Source organism: Pseudomonas sp. PB101 (genome assembly GCF_009764265.1).
Lineage (GTDB): Bacteria > Pseudomonadota > Gammaproteobacteria > Pseudomonadales > Pseudomonadaceae > Aquipseudomonas.
Genome location: NZ_RWIR01000055.1, coordinates 68006 through 87070, shown reverse-complemented (window position 1 = coordinate 87070; position 19065 = coordinate 68006). Strand labels below are relative to the sequence as shown.

Sequence of the window (19065 nt, the reverse complement as noted above, 5' to 3'; positions counted from 1 at the left end):
TCAATCAGGCATCCAGCTCGGCCCAACGCTCGACCATCACGTCGAGTTCAGCCTGCAACTGCTCCAGCTGAGCAATCACCGCAGCCGTTTCGGCCGCCGGACGCTGATAGAAGCCCGCATCCGCCATCTGCGCTTCAACAGCAGCGATCTGCTGCTCCATGGCTTCGATCTGCCCCGGCAACGCTTCCAGCTCGCGCTGCAACTTGTAGCTGAGCTTTTTCTTCGCCACAGGCGCTTCGACAGCTGCCGCAACCGGTGCCGGCTCGGCCTTCACCACCGCGGAGTTCAAGTCGGCCTTGCCGGACTTGCTCTCGGTCACGCCCAGCAGGCGCGGCGAGCCACCCTGACGCAGCCAGTCCTGGTAGCCACCGACGTACTCGCGAACCTTGCCTTCACCCTCGAAGACCAGGGTGCTGGTGACCACGTTGTCGAGGAATGCCCGGTCGTGGCTGACCATCAGTACGGTGCCGTTGAAGGTCAGCAAGACCTCTTCGAGCAATTCCAGGGTTTCAACGTCGAGGTCGTTGGTCGGTTCGTCGAGCACCAGAAGGTTCGCCGGCTTGCTGAACAGCTTGGCCAGCAACAGACGGGCACGCTCGCCACCGGACAGCGCCTTGACCGGCGTGCGGGCACGTTGCGGGCTGAACAGGAAGTCGCCGAGGTAGCTCAGCACGTGGCGGCTCTGGCCGTCGATGTCGATGAAGTCGCGACCTTCGGCGACGTTGTCGATCACGGTCTTTTCCAGGTCCAGTTGATGGCGCAACTGGTCGAAGTAGGCAACATCGATCCGGGTGCCCTCTTCCACTTTGCCGCTGGTTGGCTGCAAGCCGCTGAGCATCAGCTTCAACAGCGTGGTCTTGCCGGTGCCGTTGGCGCCGAGCAGGCCGATACGGTCGCCGCGCTGCAGCACCATGGAGAAGTCCTTGATCAGGAACGGGCCGCCCGGGTGAGCGAAGCTGACGTTCTCGAGCACCATCACTTGCTTGCCGGACTTGTCGGCGGTGTCCAGCTGGATATTCGCCTTGCCGGTACGTTCGCGGCGTTCGCTGCGCTCGACACGCAAGGCTTTCAACGCACGTACGCGCCCTTCGTTACGCGTACGACGGGCCTTGATGCCCTGGCGAATCCACACTTCTTCCTGGGCCAGGCGCTTGTCGAACAGCGCGTTTGCGGTGGCTTCGGCAGCGAGTTCGGCTTCCTTGTGCACGAGGAAACTGGCGTAGTCGCCGTTCCAGTCGATCAGGCCGCCGCGATCCAGTTCGAGGATGCGGGTGGCCAGGTTCTGCAGGAAAGAACGGTCGTGCGTGATGAACAGCACGGCGCCCTGGAAATCCTTCAGCGCTTCTTCAAGCCAGGCGATCGCACCGATGTCCAGGTGGTTGGTCGGCTCGTCGAGCAGCAGCAGGTCCGGCTCGGACACCAGGGCCTGGGCCAGCAGGACGCGACGACGCCAGCCGCCGGACAACTGGGCGAGGGTCTTGTCCGCCGGCAGTTGCAGGCGGCTCAGGGTGCTGTCGACCAATTGCTGTAGACGCCAGCCATCGCGGGCTTCGAGGTCGTGCTGGACGTGCATCAGCTTGTCCAGATCGGCGTCGGTAACGCAGTTCTGACTCAGGTGGTGGTATTGCGCGAGCAATTCGCCCACACCGTCCAGGCCCTCGGCCACCACGTCGAACACGGTCCGCTCGTCGGCTACCGGCAATTCTTGCGGCAATTCGCCGATCTTGAGCCCGGGTGCGCGCCAAACGGAGCCGTCATCGGGCTTCTGGTCGCCCTTGACGAGCTTCATCATGCTGGACTTGCCAGTGCCGTTGCGGCCGATGATGCACACCCGCTCACCACGGGCGATCTGCCAGGACACCTTGTCCAACAACGGCATAGCGCCGAAAGCAAGGGACACATCGCTGAATTTGAGCAGGGTCATGAGCTTCTCCAAAAACCGGGCGCGCATTCTACCTGACTTGAGGCTTCAGAAGGCCGGCAATTTCACTCTCGTAGCACTCTGAATGACAAATGTTGCGAACTGATGCGGTAAGACCCGCAAAGCTTTCGCCGGCTGCTGGCAAAAGGCTAAGCTACAGACAATTCAGTGCGGGCCCTGGCCCGCACTTGTCATGTTTTCTCTGCCTGGACGTCTCATGCGCAGTCGCCTTTTCAATCTTTTGTCGTGCTTTTTACTTTCAGCCGCAGCGTTTCAATCCGCCCAGGCGGTGGACCTGTCCACCCAACGCCAGTATTACGATGAAGCCAAGCGCGCCCTGGCCAAGGGTGATACCGGCCCATATTTCCGCTACAGCCAGGCCCTCGCCGATTATCCGCTGGAACCGTACCTGGCGTACGACGAGCTGACCGCGCGCCTGAAAACCGCGAGCAACGCCGAAATCGAGAAGTTCCTCGCCGAACACGGCGACCTGCCCCAGGCCAACTGGATGAAACTGCGCTGGTTGCGCTGGCTGGCTGATCGCGGCGACTGGGCGACCTTCGTCAAGTACTACGACCCGAAAATGAACTTCACCGAACTGGACTGCCTGAACGCGCAGTACCAGCTCAGCCACGGCCTCAAGGCCGAAGGCAACGCCAACGCCGAAAAGCTCTGGCTGACCGGCAAGTCCCAGCCCGAGGCCTGTGACACGCTGTTCGGCATGTGGGCCGCCGATGGCCAGTTGACCGAGCAAAGACGCTGGGAGCGCGCCAAACTCGCCGCCCAGGCGCGCAACTACCCGTTGGCCAACAGCCTGGTCAACGGCATGTCCACCCTGGCCCCTCGTGGTCGCCTGCTGGTGGACGTCGCGCAGAAACCGGAGCTGCTCAACCAGCCGTCACGCTTCACCCCGGCCGATGAACCCATGTCCGACGTGGTCAGCCTCGGCCTGCGCCGCCTGGCTCGCCAGGACCCGGACAAGGCCATGGCCCTGCTCGACGGGTATGCCAGCAGCATGCACTTCTCCCGGGATGAAAAAGTGGCGATCGCCCGGGAAATCGGGCTGACCCTCGCACGACGTTTCGACAGCCGCGCACTGGATGTCATGACCAGGTACGATCCCGAGTTGCGCGACAACACGGTTTCCGAATGGCGCCTGCGCCTGCTCCTGCGCCTGGCACGCTGGGACGATGCCTATCAGTTGACCCGCCGCCTGCCCCAGGACCTGGCCACCACCAATCGCTGGCGTTACTGGCAGGCCCGCAGCCTGGAACTGGCGCAACCGCAAAACCCGGAGGTGCAGACGCTGTATAAAAACCTGGCGCGCGAACGCGACTTCTATGGTTTCCTCGCCGCCGATCGCTCGCAGTCGCCTTACTCGCTGCTCAACAAGCCGCTGGTGCTCAGCCAGGCCACCATCAACAAGGTGCGCAACACGCCCGGTGTACGCCGCGCCCTGGAACTGCACGCCCGCGGGCAAATCGTCGATGGTCGGCGCGAGTGGTACTACGTCAGCCGTCACTTCAGCCGCGACGAAATGGTCGCCCAGGCCAAACTGGCCTACGACCTGAAATGGTACTTCCCGGCGATCCGCACCATCAGTCAGGCGCAGTATTGGGATGACCTGGATATCCGCTTCCCGATGGCTCACCAGAATACGCTGGTGCGTGAAGCGAAAAATCGCGGCCTGCATCCAAGCTGGGCGTTCGCCATCACCCGCCAGGAAAGCGCCTTCATGGACGACGCCCGCTCCGGAGTCGGCGCCTCGGGCCTGATGCAACTGATGCCGGCCACCGCCAAGGAAACCGCGCGCAAGTTCAGCATTCCCTACAGCTCGCCACAGCAACTGTTCGACCCGGACAAGAACATCCAGCTGGGCGCCGCCTACCTGAGCCAGGTGCACAGCCAGTTCAACGGCAACCGCGTCCTCGCCTCCGCCGCCTACAACGCCGGCCCCGGCCGCGTCCGCCAATGGCTGCGCGGCGCCGACCACCTGAGTTTCGACGTGTGGGTGGAAAGCATCCCGTTCGACGAAACCCGCCAGTACGTGCAGAACGTTTTGTCGTACTCGGTGATCTACGGCCAGAAGCTCAACTCGCCTCAGCCGATCGTGGATTGGCATGAGCGGTTTTTCGACGATCAATGATCCAAATCGACCCGTAAAAAAAAGCCCGCATCACAGATGCGGGCTTTTTTATTACTCAGTGTTTCTTCGCCGATTTGAGCCGTGCGAAGATCTGTTTCCCAAGCTGGGTCAGGCGATACTTTTGTGCCGGACTACTGGGCGACTCGGGATGGGTCATCTCTATCCACTCGACCGCTAATGCAGGCCTGAGATAGTTGGCCCGAAAGGTCGCCTTGTGCACCAACCCGATGTCAGCCATCAATTCGCTGATCTTTCGCGGACCGTTAAGATGCAGTGCAGAAAGCAACTTCCCTACTGGGTCGCTTACTGGGTCGCTTACTGGGTCGATTTCTGGCTCACCCCGTACCGCCTCCGATAGTGCAAGGCTCATGGCTTGCAACATGAACTCTACGAAAGGCGTTGATTCGGCCAAATGATCGGCCGCCGACAATGCCGCGTAGTACGCCTCCTGCTGATCCCGAATCACGGCCTCAACCGGCAAATAAGATAATACCGGGCGCCACTGACTGAGTATCAGGGTTTGCCAAAGGCGTCCCATACGCCCGTTACCGTCAGCGAAGGGATGGATGAACTCGAATTCATAATGAAAGACGCAGCTGGTAATCAGCGGATGCCAGTCCGAGGCACCCAGCCACGCCAACAAGTCATCAATCAAGTGCACAACGCGACTCGGCGGCGGCGCCATATGGATCAACTTGTCGCCACGATAGATACCCACGCCGGCTCGACGAAACTGCCCGCATTCATCAATCAATCCGCCCATCAGCAGTTCATGGGCTCGCAGCACATCGGTCCGGCTGCTCGGCTGCCAATCAGGCATGGCTTCGTATGCAGCAAACGCATTTCGAACTTCCTGGATTTCCCGAGGCAACCCCAGCACACGCTGCCCTGCCAGAACGGCGGTCACTTGCTCGATGCTCAGCGTATTGTTTTCGATGGCCAAAGAAGCCTGAATCGTTCGAATCCGATTGCCACGACGTAACTGAGGCGTCTGCAGGCGATCGTCCATTGCCGTAAGCTGACCGATCTGTTCGCTGATATCGGCGATCAGCGACAACATTCTCGTCGTCAAGGTCAACGGTGGTTGATAACGGCTCATATCCTCATCCGGGCTCATGACAGAGGACGACATAATGCCCGAACCGGGCAACATTCATCAGTAGTCATTCACGCCGCTTCATTCCCATCACTGAACTGCAACGCCGCCAACCGCGCATACAACGCATTGCTGGCGATCAGCTCCTGGTGCGTGCCCACCGCCACCAGCTTCCCTTGATCCATCACGGCGATCCGGTCGGCGTTTTTCACCGTGGCCAGGCGATGGGCGATGACCAGGGTGGTACGGTTTTTCATCAGGCTCGGCAGCGCCTGCTGGATCAGGTGCTCGCTCTGGGCGTCGAGGGCGCTGGTGGCTTCGTCGAGGAGCAGGATCGGGGCGTCCACCAGCAATGCGCGGGCGATGGCCAGGCGCTGGCGCTGCCCCCCGGACAAGCCGAGACCGCCATCGCCCAGATGCGTCTGGTAGCCGTTGGGCATGGCTTCGATGAAGTCATGGGCGTAAGCGATCCTTGCCGCTTCCTGGACTTCGGCCAACGTTGCCTGCGGATTGCCGTAGCGGATGTTTTCTTCAATGCTGCCGAAAAACAGCGCCGGGGTCTGCGACACCAGGGCGAAGCAGCGCCGCAGATCCAGCGGATCGAGTTGGGTCAACGGCACGCCATCGAGCAGGATGCGCCCCCCGGCCGGGTCGTAGAAACGCAGCAGCAGGTCATACACCGTCGACTTGCCGGCCCCTGACGGTCCGACCAACGCCAGGGTCTCACCGGCATTGACGGTCAGGCTCAAGCCGTCGACAGCATAACTTTCCGGGCGCGACGGGTAGGAAAAACGCACATTTTGCAATTGCAGGTGGCCGTTGACCCGCTCCGGCAATGCCACCGCACCCGCCACCGGCGGCAGGATGATGTTCTGCGAACGCAGCAACTCGGCAATCCGTTCGGCCGCGCCGGCTGCCCGCTGCAATTCGCCAATCACTTCGCTCAAGGTACCGAACGCACTGCCGACGATCAGGCTGTAGAACACGAACGCCGCCAGCTCGCCGGCGGAAATTCGCCCGGCGATGACGTCCATGCCGCCGACCCAGAGCATCACCCCGACCGCGCCCAATACCAGCACGATGACCAGGGTAATCAGCCAGGCCCGCTGGAAGATGCGCTTGCGCGCGGTGTTGAACGCCTCCTCCACCGTCACGGCAAACCGGCGCTCGTCCTGGGCCTGATGGTTGTAGGCCTGCACGGTCTTGATCTGGCCAAGGGTTTCCGAGACATAACTGCCGATATCGGCAATCCGGTCCTGACTCAGGCGTGAAAGGTTACGCACCCGGCGCCCGAAGATCAGGATCGGCGCGATCACCAGGGGCAAGGCCACCACCACGATGCTGGTGAGCTTGGGGTTGGTGATGAACAACAGGACGATCCCGCCGATCACCATCAACAGATTGCGCAGGAACAATGACAGCGAAGAGCCGATGACCGATTGCAGCAGCGTGGTGTCGGCGGTCAGGCGGGACTGGATTTCGGAACTGCGATTGTCTTCATAAAACCCGGGGTGCAGGTAAATCAGGTGATTGAACACCTGACGCCGGATATCGGCGACGCAGCGCTCGCCGATCCATGACACCAGGTAAAACCGTGCAAACGTCCCGATCGCCAGCCCCACCACCAGCAGCATGAACAGCGCGATGGACTGATTGAGCAGATGCGGTGACTGGGTCATGAACCCCTTGTCCACCAGCAGGCGGATGCCCTGCCCCATGGACAAGGTGATGCCCGCGGTGACGATCAGCGCCAGCAAGGCGCCAAAGGCCTGCCAACGATAGGGCGCGATGAAACGGATGGCCAGGCGAACAGCACGGCGGTGACGGGCAGAGAGCATCGTAATTTTCCAGGACAAGGCAGTCATCAGGGTCAGCCTATACCGCTCAATGGGGTGGCTCGCTGCAAATCACAATGAGTCAGGTTAATTATGTCCACCAACACTAGAGGCTAGACGCTATTGGTCTAAAGTTCGGGTAGCCACGCGAAGGCATTTCTGCTGGACTGGATGTGTCCCCCCGGAAAGATCGCAGGGAGTTGTCATAGCCCGGTCACCTGGCGGTTCTACAGTAAGCACACAACCTGATGAGGAGACAGGCCATGTCCTTGCAACACAGCAGCGATGACAAGATTCAAGTGATCCGCACGCAACCAGACCAGTCTCTGGGTTGCTCGATTATCGACGAGCAGGGTCGCGAAGTACCGATCACTGAAGAGATGATCCAGAAAGCTTGCAGCGAACTGGAAAAGCGATTGGTCAAGCCTGCCGAACAAGAGTGATATAGCCACCGTCTTCTTGACCCGGCCCTTTGTTGGCCGGGTTTTTTATGCCTGCTATTCCAATTCGGAACTGAGGCGCGCCCTTCGCGGGCAAGCCCGCTCCCACAGGTTCAGTGTGATCCCTGTGGGAGCGGGCTTGCCCGCGATAAGGCCAATGCGGTCTTTAAACCAGTGTCGCCCCCAACGCCGCCACAATCCTCTGCAACTGCGGCGCATCCCCCTCGATCCGCACCTGCAACCCATCAATCTCCCGCCGCGATGGATAGTTCTTGCGCAGCGCATCGAATGCCGCCCGCTGCTCGCTGACACTGCCGACCAGGCTGCGCCGAAAATCCGCATCGTCACGACGCGGGTCATACACGCCACGGCACAGCATCGCCAATGCCCAGGCCGGGTCGCTTTGCGCATTCAGGGTCACGTGCGACAGCCACGGTGCCGGCAGCAAATCGCTCAGGCTGACGCGGGCCGGTTGCCCGAGGAACTCGCAATACGCCTGATAGATCTGCGCGGTGCCACGCTGCTTGCCGTCGAGGCTGTAACCGGCAATGTGCGGCGTTGCCAGCACGCACAGCTCGGCCAGCGCCACGTCGACTTCAGGCTCGCCTTCCCAGACGTCGAGCACCGCTTGCAGGTCTTCGCGCTCCAGCAGCACATCACGCAGTGCCGCGTTGTTGACTACCGGCCCGCGACTGGCATTGATCAGCCAGGCACCCGATCGCAGCTGGTTCAGGCGTTTGTCATCGAACAGATGCCAGGTCGATTGCTGGCCCTGCTTGGTCAATGGCGTGTGCAGGCTGATGGCATCGCACTCGTCGATGATCTGCTCGAGACTGACGTAGTCTCCGCCTTCCGCAGCTTGCCGAGGTGGATCGCACACCAGCACCTTCCAGCCCAGGCCTTGCAGGACCTTGACCAGCCGTCCGCCCACTTCGCCGGCACCGACCACGCCGTAGGTACGCCGGGTCAGGTCGACACCTTCGATTTCGGCCAGGGTCAGCAGACTGCCGAGCACATAGTCGACCACGCCGCGGGCATTGCAGCCCGGTGCGCTGGACCAGGTGATGCCGGCCTGCTGAAAGTAATCCAGGTCCAGATGATCGGTGCCGATGGTGCAGGTGCCGACAAAGCGCACCTTGCTGCCTTCGAGCAGCGTGCGATTGACGTTGGTCACCGAACGCACCAACAGCACATCGGCCTGCTCGACCATGGCACGGTCGATGGCGCGTCCCGGCACCCGGCGGATTTCACCGAAGCCTGCGAAGAACGCATCGAGCAGGGGGATATTTTCGTCGGCAACAATCAGCATGGCAGGCTCCTTTGGCGGATCGGCAGTTTAGGCGTAGATGGCCGTTGTGAGCCAGCAGGCATTACGCGCCCCTCGCCACAGAAATCGGGTTCTTGTTTTGATTACAAATCCACAACACGGGTCTTTTCCTGACTGGCGCGTCAACGCGTAGAATGCGCGCCTGTGCTTCAACACCTTTTGGACGTTTCGCCATTGAATCCTGTAATAGAGAATACCGTCGCCACTGCTCCTGCGCGGACGACCCCCGTTCGCCTGGAACTCAAGGGCCTGCTCAGCCTGGCCCTGCCCATCATGATCGCGCAACTGGCCACCACGGCCATGGGCTTCGTCGATGCGGTGATGGCCGGCCGCGTCAGCCCACGGGACCTGGCCTCGGTGGCCCTGGGCAATTCGATCTGGATTCCGGTCTACCTGTTGATGTCCGGCGTCCTGCTGGCAACCACGCCCAAGGTCGCGCAACGCTTTGGCGCCGGGCAGCTTGACGAAATCGGCCCGCTGGTACGCCAGGCACTGTGGCTCGCACTGTGTGTCGGCTTGATCGGCAGTGGCCTGCTGCTCGGCGCCGAGCCGATCCTGCACTGGATGAAAGTCGATCCGCAATTGATCGAGCCGAGCATGGGTTACCTGCACGGGATCGCCTTCGGCTTTCCGGGCATGGCTTTTTATTACGTGCTGCGCTGCTACAGCGATGGCATGGGGCGTACCCGTCCGAGCATGGTCATTGGCTTGTGTGGCCTGCTGCTGAACATCCCGCTTAACTACACGTTGATCTATGGCCATTTCGGCGCACCGGCCCTGGGCGGCGTCGGTTGCGGCTGGGCCAGCGGCATCGTGATGTGGTTCATGGCGTTGAGCATGGCCGGCTGGACGTTCTGGGCCCCCTTCTATGCCCGCACCCGTGTACTGGTGCGCTTCGACCGGCCGCAATGGGCCGTGATCAAGCGTCTGGTCAGCATTGGCCTGCCGATCGGTATCGCCGTCTTCGCCGAGTCCAGCATCTTCGCGGTCATTGCCCTGTTGATCGGCAGTCTCGGCTCTACCGTGGTGGCCGGGCATCAGATCGCCCTGAATATCAGCTCGCTGCTGTTCATGATCCCTTACTCGCTGGGCATGGCGGTGACCGTGCGGGTCGGCCAGGCGCTGGGGGCCGGCAATCCCTGGCAGGCGCGTTTCGCGGCTAAGGTCGGGCTCGGCGCGGCACTGGTGTTCGCGGCGTTCTCGGCGGCGCTGATCCTGCTGCTGCGCGAACAGATCGCCTCGATCTACACGCCTGACCGGGCCGTGATCCAGATTGCCTCGATGCTGATCGTCTATGCCGCGCTGTATCAGTTTTCCGATGCCATCCAGGTGATCTGCGCGGGCGCGTTGCGTGGCTACCAGGACACCCGGGTGACGATGATCCTGACCCTGTTCGCCTATTGGGGTATCGGCCTGCCGGTCGGTTACTTGCTGGGACTGACCGACTGGTTCGGTCCGGCCAGCGGCCCGAGCGGGCTGTGGGAAGGGTTGATTGCCGGGTTGAGCTGTGCGGCGCTGATGCTGTCGATCCGCCTGACGCTCAGTGCGCGCCGGCGGATTCGCCTGTGCCAGCACTGATCACCGCATCACCTGTAGGAGCAGCCGGTCAATGCTCGACTGCTCGCGAAAAACGTCAGGACACCGCGGGGCATCAGGTTTAACGCGTTATCGTTGACGTCCATCGCGAGCAGGCTCGCTCCTACAGGGGAACTGATCAGCCGGACTTTTTGCGAATCCAGTAGAGGTAGGTGCCCTGATCCTCGTGCTGCGCCACCAGTTCGTGGTCGAGAAACACGCAGAACTTGGGAATGTCGCGACGGGTCGACGGGTCGGTGGCGATCACCTTGAGCAGGCCGCCGGGCACCAGGTCACGAATGTGCTGGTGCAGCATCATCACCGGCTCCGGGCAGTTGAGGCCGGTGGCGTCGAGGGTGCCGTCTACCGGCGTATCAAGCATTTCACTCATGATCAACTCCTGAAACAGGCCGGCATTGTCGCGCATTGCCGGGTGCAACGTCATCTGTGGCATTACGCCGCCCCCCCCTGTAGGAGCGAGCCCTGCTCGCGATGGTCGTCAACGATGACGCGGGAGACCTGACACCCCGTGGTGCTCTCAGGTCCATCGCGAGCAGGCTCGCTCCTACAGGGGGTTGCGGTGTTTCAGCGGGACTTGGGCTTCTTCACATCCAGCCGACGCAAATGGCACGTCACTTCTTCGCGGTCGTGGTACAGCTGCTTGCAGCCGATCTCGACCCTGATGCCCCGCGCCTTGAAGCCATCGGCAATCCGTTCCAGCAAGCGTTTCACTTCGGCATAACGCTGTTTCATCGGCAGCTTGAGGTTGACCACCGCTTCGCGGCAATGGCCGTCGCCGATCCACTCTTCCAGCATCGCGGCGTTGCGCGCCGGCTTCTCGACGATGTCGCAGACCATCCAGTCCACCGGTTGCTTGGGCTTGAAGGTAAAACCGTCGGCCATCAAGTGCTGCACCAGCCCAGTGTCCATCAGGCTTTCGGCCATCGGGCCGTTGTCGATGGCGGTCACCAGCATGCCGCGGTTGACCAGTTGCCAGGTCCAGCCACCAGGAGCGGCCCCGAGGTCGACACCGGTCATATCGCCGTGCAGGCGCTCGTCCCACTGATCGCGCGGGATAAAGTGGTGCCAGGCCTCTTCCAGTTTGAGGGTCGAGCGGCTCGGCGCCTCGCGGGGGAATTTCAAACGCGGAATGCCCATCGGCCACATGGCCGAGTTGTTCGACTCGGCCAGGCCCATGAACACTTCGCGGCCGCTCTTGAACGTCAGCAGCAAACGCGGCTTGTGCGCGTCTTCCACCAGTTTGCCGGCGGCCATCAGCGCCTTGCGCAGGTGCCCTTCGAATTTCTTGCAGAAATTCGACAGTTCCTTGCCGTCGTTGGTGTCGACCATTTCCAGCCACAGGCTACCGCACAGCGGAAAGTCCGCCATATGCGCCAGGATCACGCTGATGCGGTCGGTTTCCGGCAGATCGATGAAAATCCCCCGGGCCCACTGGCGCGGGAAGATCAGTTCGGCGAAACGCTGCCCGCGCATCAGGCGCTCGGCGCCGTCTTCTTCGGTGCAGACGAATTCGGCGCAGGCCGTGGCGGCCTTGGCCTTGGCATAACCGGCCACGTTCAGCCGTGCGGCAAGGTCGGAAATCTCGGAACAGACTTCGCCTTCGAAGCCCGGCCGGCAATGCATGAATAGGGTGTTCATTCTTACTCCTGGGCAATGGCGAGGAAATTCAGCCACTGCGCGATGCCCAGGCTTGCGTTGAAGCAAAGCCTGTCACGAAAACCGGCGCATGATAGCCGAGATCGGAACCTGGGGTCTGTCCATAGAGTCCAGTTATTAGCCAGCTACCGAAAACAGGGCTAGGTTTAAGGCTCTGTCCGTCCCCTCCGTCCGTGGCCGTGCGGACTCAAAGGAGTGATTGCAATGCCGTCCCTCGATAGTCTGAAAACGCTCAAGACCCTGCAAGTCGGCAACAAGACCTACCATTACTTCAGCCTGCCCGATGCCGCCAAGAGCCTGGGCGAGCTGGACAGGTTGCCGATGTCGTTGAAAGTCCTGCTGGAAAACCTGCTGCGCTGGGAGGACGAAAAAACCGTCACCGGCGCCGACCTCAAGGCACTGGCCGCGTGGCTCAAGGAGCGGCGCTCCGACCGCGAGATCCAGTACCGCCCGGCGCGGGTACTGATGCAGGACTTCACCGGCGTACCGGCGGTGGTCGACCTGGCCGCCATGCGCGCGGCGATGGCCAAGGCCGGTGGCAATCCGCAGCGGATCAACCCCCTGTCGCCGGTAGACCTGGTGATCGACCACTCGGTGATGGTCGACAAATTCGCCAGCAGCAGTGCCTTCGAGCAGAACGTCGACATTGAAATGCAGCGCAATGGCGAGCGTTATGCCTTCCTGCGCTGGGGCCAGAGCGCCTTCGACAATTTCAGCGTGGTGCCGCCGGGCACCGGGATCTGCCACCAGGTGAATCTTGAATACCTTGGCCGCACGGTCTGGACCAAGGACGAGGACGGTCGCACCTATGCCTTCCCCGACACCCTGGTCGGCACCGATTCCCACACCACCATGATCAACGGTCTCGGCGTGCTCGGCTGGGGCGTCGGCGGCATCGAGGCGGAAGCAGCGATGCTCGGGCAACCGGTGTCGATGCTGATTCCGGAAGTGATCGGCTTCAAACTCACCGGCAAGCTCAGGGAAGGCATCACCGCCACCGACCTGGTGCTGACCGTGACCCAGATGCTGCGCAAGAAAGGCGTGGTGGGCAAGTTCGTCGAATTTTACGGCGACGGCCTAGCCGACCTGCCGCTGGCCGACCGGGCGACCATCGCCAACATGGCCCCGGAATACGGCGCCACCTGCGGTTTTTTCCCGGTGGACGAGATAACCCTCGAGTACCTGCGCCTGTCCGGGCGCCCCCTCGAAACGGTGCAACTGGTCGAGGCCTACAGCAAGGCCCAGGGCCTGTGGCGCCTGCCCGGCCAGGAGCCGGTGTTCACCGACAGCCTGGCGCTGGACATGGGCAGCGTCGAAGCCAGCCTCGCGGGGCCGAAGCGCCCGCAGGACCGGGTGTCCCTGTCGAACGTCGCCCAGGCCTTCAGTGACTTCATCGACCTGCAATTCAAACCCACCAGCAAGGAAGAAGGCCGGCTGGAAAGTGAGGGCGGTGGCGGCGTCGCCGTCGGCAACGCCGATCTGGCCGGTGAGGCGGATTACCACTACGAAGGCCAGACCTATCGCCTGAAAAACGGCGCGGTGGTGATTGCCGCCATCACCTCCTGCACCAACACCTCCAACCCGAGCGTGATGATGGCCGCCGGGCTGGTGGCGAAGAAAGCCGTGGAAAAAGGCCTGAAGCGCAAACCCTGGGTCAAGAGCTCACTGGCCCCCGGTTCAAAAGTGGTCACCGACTACTACAAGGCGGCCGACCTGACCCGTTACCTCGATGAATTGGGTTTTGCCCTGGTCGGCTATGGCTGCACCACCTGCATCGGCAACTCCGGGCCGCTGTCGGAGCCCATCGAGAAAGCCATCCAGCAAGCCGATCTCACCGTGGCGTCCGTGCTCTCGGGCAACCGCAACTTCGAAGGCCGGGTGCACCCGTTGGTGAAAACCAACTGGCTGGCCTCCCCGCCGCTGGTGGTCGCCTATGCGTTGGCCGGCACGGTGCGCACCGACCTCAACCGCGAACCGTTGGGCGAAGACCAGGACGGCAAACCGGTGTACCTGCGGGACATCTGGCCCAGCAGCAAGGAAATCGCCGACGCGGTGAATCAGGTCAACACCGCCATGTTCCACAAGGAGTACGCCGAAGTGTTTGCCGGTGACGCGCAATGGCAGGCGATCGAGGTTCCGCAAGCGGCGACCTATGTCTGGCAGGACGACTCGACCTACATCCAGCATCCTCCGTTCTTCGACGGCATCGGCGGGCCGCCGCCGGTCATCAAGGATGTCAGCGCAGCGAACATACTCGCCCTGCTCGGCGACTCGGTGACCACCGACCACATCTCCCCCGCCGGCAATATCAAGGCGGACAGCCCGGCAGGGCAATACCTGCGCGACAAGGGCGTGGAACCACGGGATTTCAACTCCTACGGTTCGCGGCGTGGCAACCATGAAGTGATGATGCGCGGCACCTTCGCCAACATCCGCATACGCAATGAAATGCTCGGCGGCGAAGAAGGCGGCAACACCCGCTACATTCCCACCGGAGAGAAAATGCCGATCTACGACGCCGCCATGCGCTATCAGGCGTCGGGCACGCCGCTGGTGGTGATCGCCGGTCAGGAATACGGCACCGGATCGAGCCGCGACTGGGCGGCCAAAGGCACCAACCTGCTGGGGGTCAAAGCGGTCATCGCCGAAAGCTTCGAACGCATCCACCGCTCCAACCTGGTGGGCATGGGCGTGCTGCCATTGCAGTTCAAGCTGGATCAGAACCGCAAGAGCCTGAATCTGGACGGCAGTGAAACCCTGGACATCCTCGGCTTGACCGGCACCGAACTGACGCCGCGAATGAACCTGACGCTGGTCATCACGCGCGAAGACGGTAGCCGCGAGAAAATCGAGGTGCTGTGCCGCATCGATACCCTTAATGAAGTGGAGTACTTCAAGGCGGGAGGGATTCTGCACTACGTGTTGCGGCAGATGATTGCCTCCTAGGCATGCGCTGATACAAACGCCGCCTTCGGGCGGTGTTTTTGTATGTGGGGACCGGGGGAATCCACAGAGTATCGAAAAATAATCTCAACAATCCGCAGGTCTTGCCGATACAGCACTTGAAAGCCTTGCGGATTAAAAAAGCCATGCGTAACAACCAGCCAATTACACAGCGCGAGCGGACCTTCCCGGCTCAGCAACGGTTGATTTCCACCACCGATGCCAAGGGCATGATCACCTACTGCAACGACGCCTTCGTCGAAATCAGCGGGTTTTCCCGAGAGGAGTTGATCCGTGCACCGCATAACCAGGTCCGTCACCCCGACGTCCCGGCCGCGGTGTTCGCACACATGTGGGCCACGCTGAAACAAGGCTTGCCATGGATGGGCATTGTCAAGAATCGCTGCAAGAACGGTGATCATTACTGGGTGAACGCCTACGTGACCCCGGTCTTCGAAGGCAAGCAAGTGACCGGTTACGAGTCGGTGCGGGTCAAGCCCACCGCCGAACAGATCCGCCGTGCCGAGGCGCTCTACCAACGCATCAACCAGGGCAAGTCGGCCATTCCTTCTTCGGATAAATGGGTGCCGATCCTGCAGGACTGGCTGCCGTTCATTCTGGTCAGCCAATTGAGCTTCATGATCGGCGCCTCGCTGAACTCCCATTGGGGTTTTGCCCTGGCGGCCGGCCTTTCGGTGCCACTGGGCCTGATGGGCCTGCGCTGGCAACAACGCGGCCTCAAGCGTTTGCTGCGCCTGGCCGAGCAGACCACGTCCGACCCGTTGATCGCACAGATGTACACCGACAGTCGCGGCGATCAGGCGCGCCTGGAAATGTCCATCCTCAGTCAGGAAGCGCGCCTGAAAACCTGCCTGACGCGTCTGCAGGACACGGCCGAACACCTGACCGATCAGGCCCGGCAATCCGATGCCCTGGCGCACAACAGCTCCAGCGGCCTGGAGCGTCAACGTGTCGAGACCGAGCAAGTGGCCACCGCGGTCAACCAGATGGCCGCGACCACCCAGGAAGTCGCCAGCCACGTACAACGCACCGCCGACGCCACCCAGGAAGCCAATCGCCTGACCGGGCGTGGTCGCGACATCGCCGGGGAAACCCGCGAGGCCATCCAACGCCTGTCGGTGGTGGTCGGTGAAACCGGCGTGACCGTGACCCAACTGGCCAAGGACAGCAACGAAATCGGTGGCGTGGTCGACGTGATCAAAGGCATCGCCGACCAGACCAACCTGCTGGCCCTGAACGCCGCCATCGAAGCGGCCCGTGCCGGCGAGATGGGTCGTGGTTTTGCGGTGGTGGCCGACGAAGTCCGCCAGTTGGCGCAACGCACCAGCGAGTCCACCGGGCAGATTCATGCGCTGATCGCCAAGCTCCAGCAAACCGCCAGCACCGCCGTGCAAACCATGGAAGCCGGGCATCGCCAGGCCGAAGAAGGCGTGGCGCGAGTACTGGAGGCCGACCAGGCACTGGTGGGGATCAGCGAAGCGGTGGCCAACATCACCGACATGACCACCCAGATCGCCGCCGCGACCGAAGAGCAAAGCGCCGTGGCCGAAGAGATCAGCCGCAACATCAGCAACATCTCGCACCTGGCCGACCAGACCTCGGAACAGGCGCAGAACTCGGCGTTGTTGAGTGAAGAGCTGACCAAGACCGCCAACACGCAATACTCGTTGGTGGAGCGGTTTAACCGCTGATTGTTGCTGGAATGATAAAAACCCGGACGGTGAATGCCTCCGGGTTTTTTATTGCCAGTCTGAAAGTGATGCTGCCTGACCGGGCCCCTTCGCGGGCAAGCCCGCTCCCACAGGGTTCCGCTGTGTGATATCAATTGCATTCACACACTGAAACCTGTGGGAGCTGGCTTGCCAGCGATGAGGCCCTGGCTGCTGGCGAAAACCTCACTGAAGAAATTCAACCACCCGCTGGGCCGCAGCCGCCAGATGCTGCTCATGGCTAAACCCCGAAGCCTTCAACGGCTTCAAGTCATGATCCCCCGCCACCAGCCAGAACACCTCGATATTCGGTGACAGCGCATAGCCTTCCACTGCCTCGCGATTGCCCAGGGCATCGCGCTCGCCCTGCACGATCAGCGTGCGGGTTTTCAAAGAAGCCAGATGCTCGACCCGTGGTTTCTCCGGTTTACCCACCGCATAGAACGGATAGCCCAGGCACACCAGCGCATCCGCGCCCAACTCATCCGCCAGCAGGCTGGCCATGCGCCCGCCCATGGACTTGCCGCCGATGGCCAGCGGCCCAGTGACATGACGTCGCACCTGGGCATACACCTCACGCCAGCACTCCAACAGTTTCGGCGCCGGGTTCGGTGGGCGCTTGCCGCCGTCGAGGCGCCGCTGCGCCATGTACGGAAACTCGAAGCGCAACACGTTGACGCCTTGCGCGGCGAGGCGTGCAGCCATGTCGTTCATCCAGTCGCTGTCCATCGGTGCGCCAGCGCCATGGGCGAGGATCAGCGTCGCCGCAGCCTTGCCGCTGGCGGCATTCCACAACCATCCATGATCCCGCACGCACTGCGCCCATTGATCCCCGTCAATACCGGCCTTGTGCTGTTTGTCCATGCTTGCCTCGCTTTTAGTCTGCCTATAACTCCAGGCGAAGGATGCGCTGCCGCACTCACTTCGGCTGAACCGTGGATGGGGAACCATGAACACTTCAATCAGTACCGCCTACAACTACAAGGTGGTCCGCCAATTTGCCATTATGACGGTGGTGTGGGGCATCGTCGGCATGGGGCTCGGGGTTTTTCTCGCCGCCCAGTTGGTCTGGCCCGAACTCAACTTCAATCTGCCGTGGACCAGCTTCGGCCGCTTGCGCCCGCTGCACACCAACGCGGTGATCTTCGCCTTTGGCGGCTGCGCGCTGTTCGCCAGTTCGTTTTATTCAGTACAACGTACCTGCCAGACTCAGCTGTTCGCGCCGAAAATCGCCGCGTTCTGCTTCTGGGGCTGGCAGCTTGTGATTCTCCTGGCGGCCATCAGCCTGCCATTGGGCTACACCAGTTCCAAGGAATACGCCGAGCTGGAATGGCCGATCGACATCCTGATCACCATCGTCTGGGTCGCCTACGCCATCGTGTTCTTCGGCACGATCATGCAGCGCAAGACCAAACACATCTACGTCGGTAACTGGTTCTTCGGCGCATTCATCATCACCGTGGCGATCCTGCACATCGTCAACAACATGGAGTTGCCGGTCAGCTTCACCAAGTCCTACTCGCTGTACTCCGGCGCCACCGACGCGATGGTGCAATGGTGGTACGGGCACAACGCCGTAGGCTTTTTCCTCACCGCCGGTTTCCTCGGGATGATGTACTACTTCGTGCCGAAACAGGCCGAGCGTCCGGTGTATTCCTATCGCCTGTCGATCGTGCACTTCTGGGCGCTGATCACCCTGTACATCTGGGCCGGCCCGCACCACTTGCACTACACCGCGCTGCCGGACTGGGCGCAGTCGCTGGGCATGGTGATGTCGCTGATCCTGCTGGCGCCGAGCTGGGGCGGCATGATCAACGGCATGATGACCCTGTCGGGCGCCTGGCATAAGTTGCGCAGCGACCCGATCCTGCGCTTCCTCGTGGTGTCGCTGGCGTTCTACGGCATGTCGACCTTCGAAGGGCCGATGATGGCGATCAAGACGGTCAACGCCCTCTCCCACTACACCGACTGGACCATCGGCCACGTACACGCCGGTGCACTCGGCTGGGTGGCGATGATCTCCATCGGCGCGCTGTACCACATGATCCCGAAAGTCTTCGGGCGCGAGCAGATGCACAGCATCGGCCTGATCAACGCGCACTTCTGGCTCGCCACCATCGGCACCGTGCTGTACATCGCCTCGATGTGGGTCAACGGCATCGCCCAGGGCCTGATGTGGCGTGCGGTGAACGAGGACGGCACGCTGACCTACTCCTTCGTCGAGACCCTGGTGGCCAGCCACCCTGGCTTCGTCGTGCGGCTGGTGGGTGGCGCGATCTTCCTCAGCGGCATGTTCCTGATGGCCTACAACACCTGGCGCACCGTGCGGGCCTCGCAGCCTGCCGACGTCGCCGCTGCCGCGCAGATGGCCTGAG

The 19065-nt window shown here is 61.9% G+C and carries 13 protein-coding genes; 6 read left to right on the top strand and 7 right to left on the bottom strand.

Annotated features, from left to right (window positions below; genetic code table 11):
• Nucleotides 1–4 precede the first annotated feature (4 nt).
• On the bottom strand, nucleotides 5–1924 hold the full coding sequence (locus EI969_RS17150) for an ATP-binding cassette domain-containing protein (RefSeq protein ID WP_160388832.1): 1920 nt from the start codon (nucleotides 1922–1924) through the stop codon (nucleotides 5–7).
• Nucleotides 1925–2138: 214 nt separating this feature from the next.
• Here EI969_RS17150 and EI969_RS17145 point away from each other — a divergent pair, with 214 nt between their 5' ends.
• Nucleotides 2139–4067, top strand: coding sequence for a transglycosylase SLT domain-containing protein (locus EI969_RS17145; RefSeq protein WP_160388831.1), 1929 nt, complete (start codon nucleotides 2139–2141; stop codon nucleotides 4065–4067).
• A 55-nt stretch (nucleotides 4068–4122) separates the two neighbouring features.
• On the opposite strand, the gene EI969_RS17140 is transcribed toward EI969_RS17145, so the two are convergent.
• Both EI969_RS17140 and EI969_RS17135 read right to left on the bottom strand, forming a co-directional pair.
• Nucleotides 4123–5166 carry a Fic family protein gene (locus EI969_RS17140; RefSeq protein ID WP_160388830.1) on the bottom strand — a complete coding sequence of 348 codons (1044 nt, stop codon included), beginning with the start codon at nucleotides 5164–5166 and terminating at the stop codon, nucleotides 4123–4125.
• 68 nt (nucleotides 5167–5234) lie between these two features.
• Nucleotides 5235–7001 carry an ABC transporter transmembrane domain-containing protein gene (locus EI969_RS17135; protein WP_160388829.1) on the bottom strand — a complete coding sequence of 589 codons (1767 nt, stop codon included), beginning with the start codon at nucleotides 6999–7001 and terminating at the stop codon, nucleotides 5235–5237.
• A 260-nt stretch (nucleotides 7002–7261) separates the two neighbouring features.
• On the opposite strand from EI969_RS17135, the gene EI969_RS17130 reads away from it, so the two are divergent.
• Nucleotides 7262–7441 carry a PA1571 family protein gene (locus EI969_RS17130; protein WP_007974065.1) on the top strand — a complete coding sequence of 60 codons (180 nt, stop codon included), beginning with the start codon at nucleotides 7262–7264 and terminating at the stop codon, nucleotides 7439–7441.
• Nucleotides 7442–7604: 163 nt separating this feature from the next.
• Here the strand turns inward: EI969_RS17130 and pdxB are convergent, their stop codons facing one another.
• Nucleotides 7605–8747 (bottom strand): 4-phosphoerythronate dehydrogenase PdxB, encoded by a 1143-nt coding sequence (gene pdxB, locus EI969_RS17125; protein WP_160388828.1) that lies wholly within the window; start codon nucleotides 8745–8747, stop codon nucleotides 7605–7607.
• 192 nt (nucleotides 8748–8939) lie between these two features.
• Here pdxB and EI969_RS17120 point away from each other — a divergent pair, with 192 nt between their 5' ends.
• Nucleotides 8940–10343: an MATE family efflux transporter gene (locus EI969_RS17120; protein ID WP_160388827.1), complete on the top strand. Its 1404-nt coding sequence runs from the start codon at nucleotides 8940–8942 to the stop codon at nucleotides 10341–10343.
• A 136-nt stretch (nucleotides 10344–10479) separates the two neighbouring features.
• On the opposite strand, the gene tusA is transcribed toward EI969_RS17120, so the two are convergent.
• Entirely contained in the window at nucleotides 10480–10731 is a 252-nt protein-coding gene (gene tusA / locus EI969_RS17115; RefSeq protein WP_160388929.1) for a sulfurtransferase TusA, read from the bottom strand.
• A gap of 194 nt (nucleotides 10732–10925) precedes the next feature.
• Nucleotides 10926–11999 (bottom strand): 23S rRNA (cytidine(2498)-2'-O)-methyltransferase RlmM, encoded by a 1074-nt coding sequence (gene rlmM, locus EI969_RS17110; protein WP_160388826.1) that lies wholly within the window; start codon nucleotides 11997–11999, stop codon nucleotides 10926–10928.
• A gap of 222 nt (nucleotides 12000–12221) precedes the next feature.
• On the opposite strand from rlmM, the gene acnA reads away from it, so the two are divergent.
• Complete coding sequence (acnA, locus tag EI969_RS17105) at nucleotides 12222–14963, top strand: aconitate hydratase AcnA (protein WP_160388825.1); 2742 nt, start codon at nucleotides 12222–12224, stop codon at nucleotides 14961–14963.
• A 143-nt stretch (nucleotides 14964–15106) separates the two neighbouring features.
• Complete coding sequence (locus tag EI969_RS17100; protein ID WP_160388824.1) at nucleotides 15107–16672, top strand: PAS domain-containing methyl-accepting chemotaxis protein; 1566 nt, start codon at nucleotides 15107–15109, stop codon at nucleotides 16670–16672.
• A gap of 204 nt (nucleotides 16673–16876) precedes the next feature.
• On the opposite strand, the gene EI969_RS17095 is transcribed toward EI969_RS17100, so the two are convergent.
• On the bottom strand, nucleotides 16877–17554 hold the full coding sequence (locus EI969_RS17095; RefSeq protein WP_256678323.1) for an alpha/beta family hydrolase: 678 nt from the start codon (nucleotides 17552–17554) through the stop codon (nucleotides 16877–16879).
• Nucleotides 17555–17639: 85 nt separating this feature from the next.
• Here EI969_RS17095 and ccoN point away from each other — a divergent pair, with 85 nt between their 5' ends.
• Complete coding sequence (gene ccoN / locus EI969_RS17090; RefSeq protein WP_160388823.1) at nucleotides 17640–19064, top strand: cytochrome-c oxidase, cbb3-type subunit I; 1425 nt, start codon at nucleotides 17640–17642, stop codon at nucleotides 19062–19064.
• Nucleotide 19065 lies beyond the last annotated feature (1 nt).

Bases quoted from the DNA above. Each gene is read 5' to 3' on its own strand.
- EI969_RS17150 (WP_160388832.1), bottom strand. From the start codon at position 1,924: ATGACCCTGCTCAAATTCAGCGATGTGTCCCTTGCTTTCGGCGCTATG.
- EI969_RS17145 (WP_160388831.1), top strand. From the start codon at position 2,139: ATGCGCAGTCGCCTTTTCAATCTTTTGTCGTGCTTTTTACTTTCAGCC.
- EI969_RS17140 (WP_160388830.1), bottom strand. From the start codon at position 5,166: ATGAGCCGTTATCAACCACCGTTGACCTTGACGACGAGAATGTTGTCG.
- EI969_RS17135 (WP_160388829.1), bottom strand. From the start codon at position 7,001: ATGCTCTCTGCCCGTCACCGCCGTGCTGTTCGCCTGGCCATCCGTTTC.
- EI969_RS17130 (WP_007974065.1), top strand. From the start codon at position 7,262: ATGTCCTTGCAACACAGCAGCGATGACAAGATTCAAGTGATCCGCACG.
- pdxB (WP_160388828.1), bottom strand. From the start codon at position 8,747: ATGCTGATTGTTGCCGACGAAAATATCCCCCTGCTCGATGCGTTCTTC.
- tusA (WP_160388929.1), bottom strand. From the start codon at position 10,731: ATGAGTGAAATGCTTGATACGCCGGTAGACGGCACCCTCGACGCCACC.
- rlmM (WP_160388826.1), bottom strand. From the start codon at position 11,999: ATGAACACCCTATTCATGCATTGCCGGCCGGGCTTCGAAGGCGAAGTC.
- acnA (WP_160388825.1), top strand. From the start codon at position 12,222: ATGCCGTCCCTCGATAGTCTGAAAACGCTCAAGACCCTGCAAGTCGGC.
- EI969_RS17100 (WP_160388824.1), top strand. From the start codon at position 15,107: ATGCGTAACAACCAGCCAATTACACAGCGCGAGCGGACCTTCCCGGCT.
- EI969_RS17095 (WP_256678323.1), bottom strand. From the start codon at position 17,554: ATGGACAAACAGCACAAGGCCGGTATTGACGGGGATCAATGGGCGCAG.
- ccoN (WP_160388823.1), top strand. From the start codon at position 17,640: ATGAACACTTCAATCAGTACCGCCTACAACTACAAGGTGGTCCGCCAA.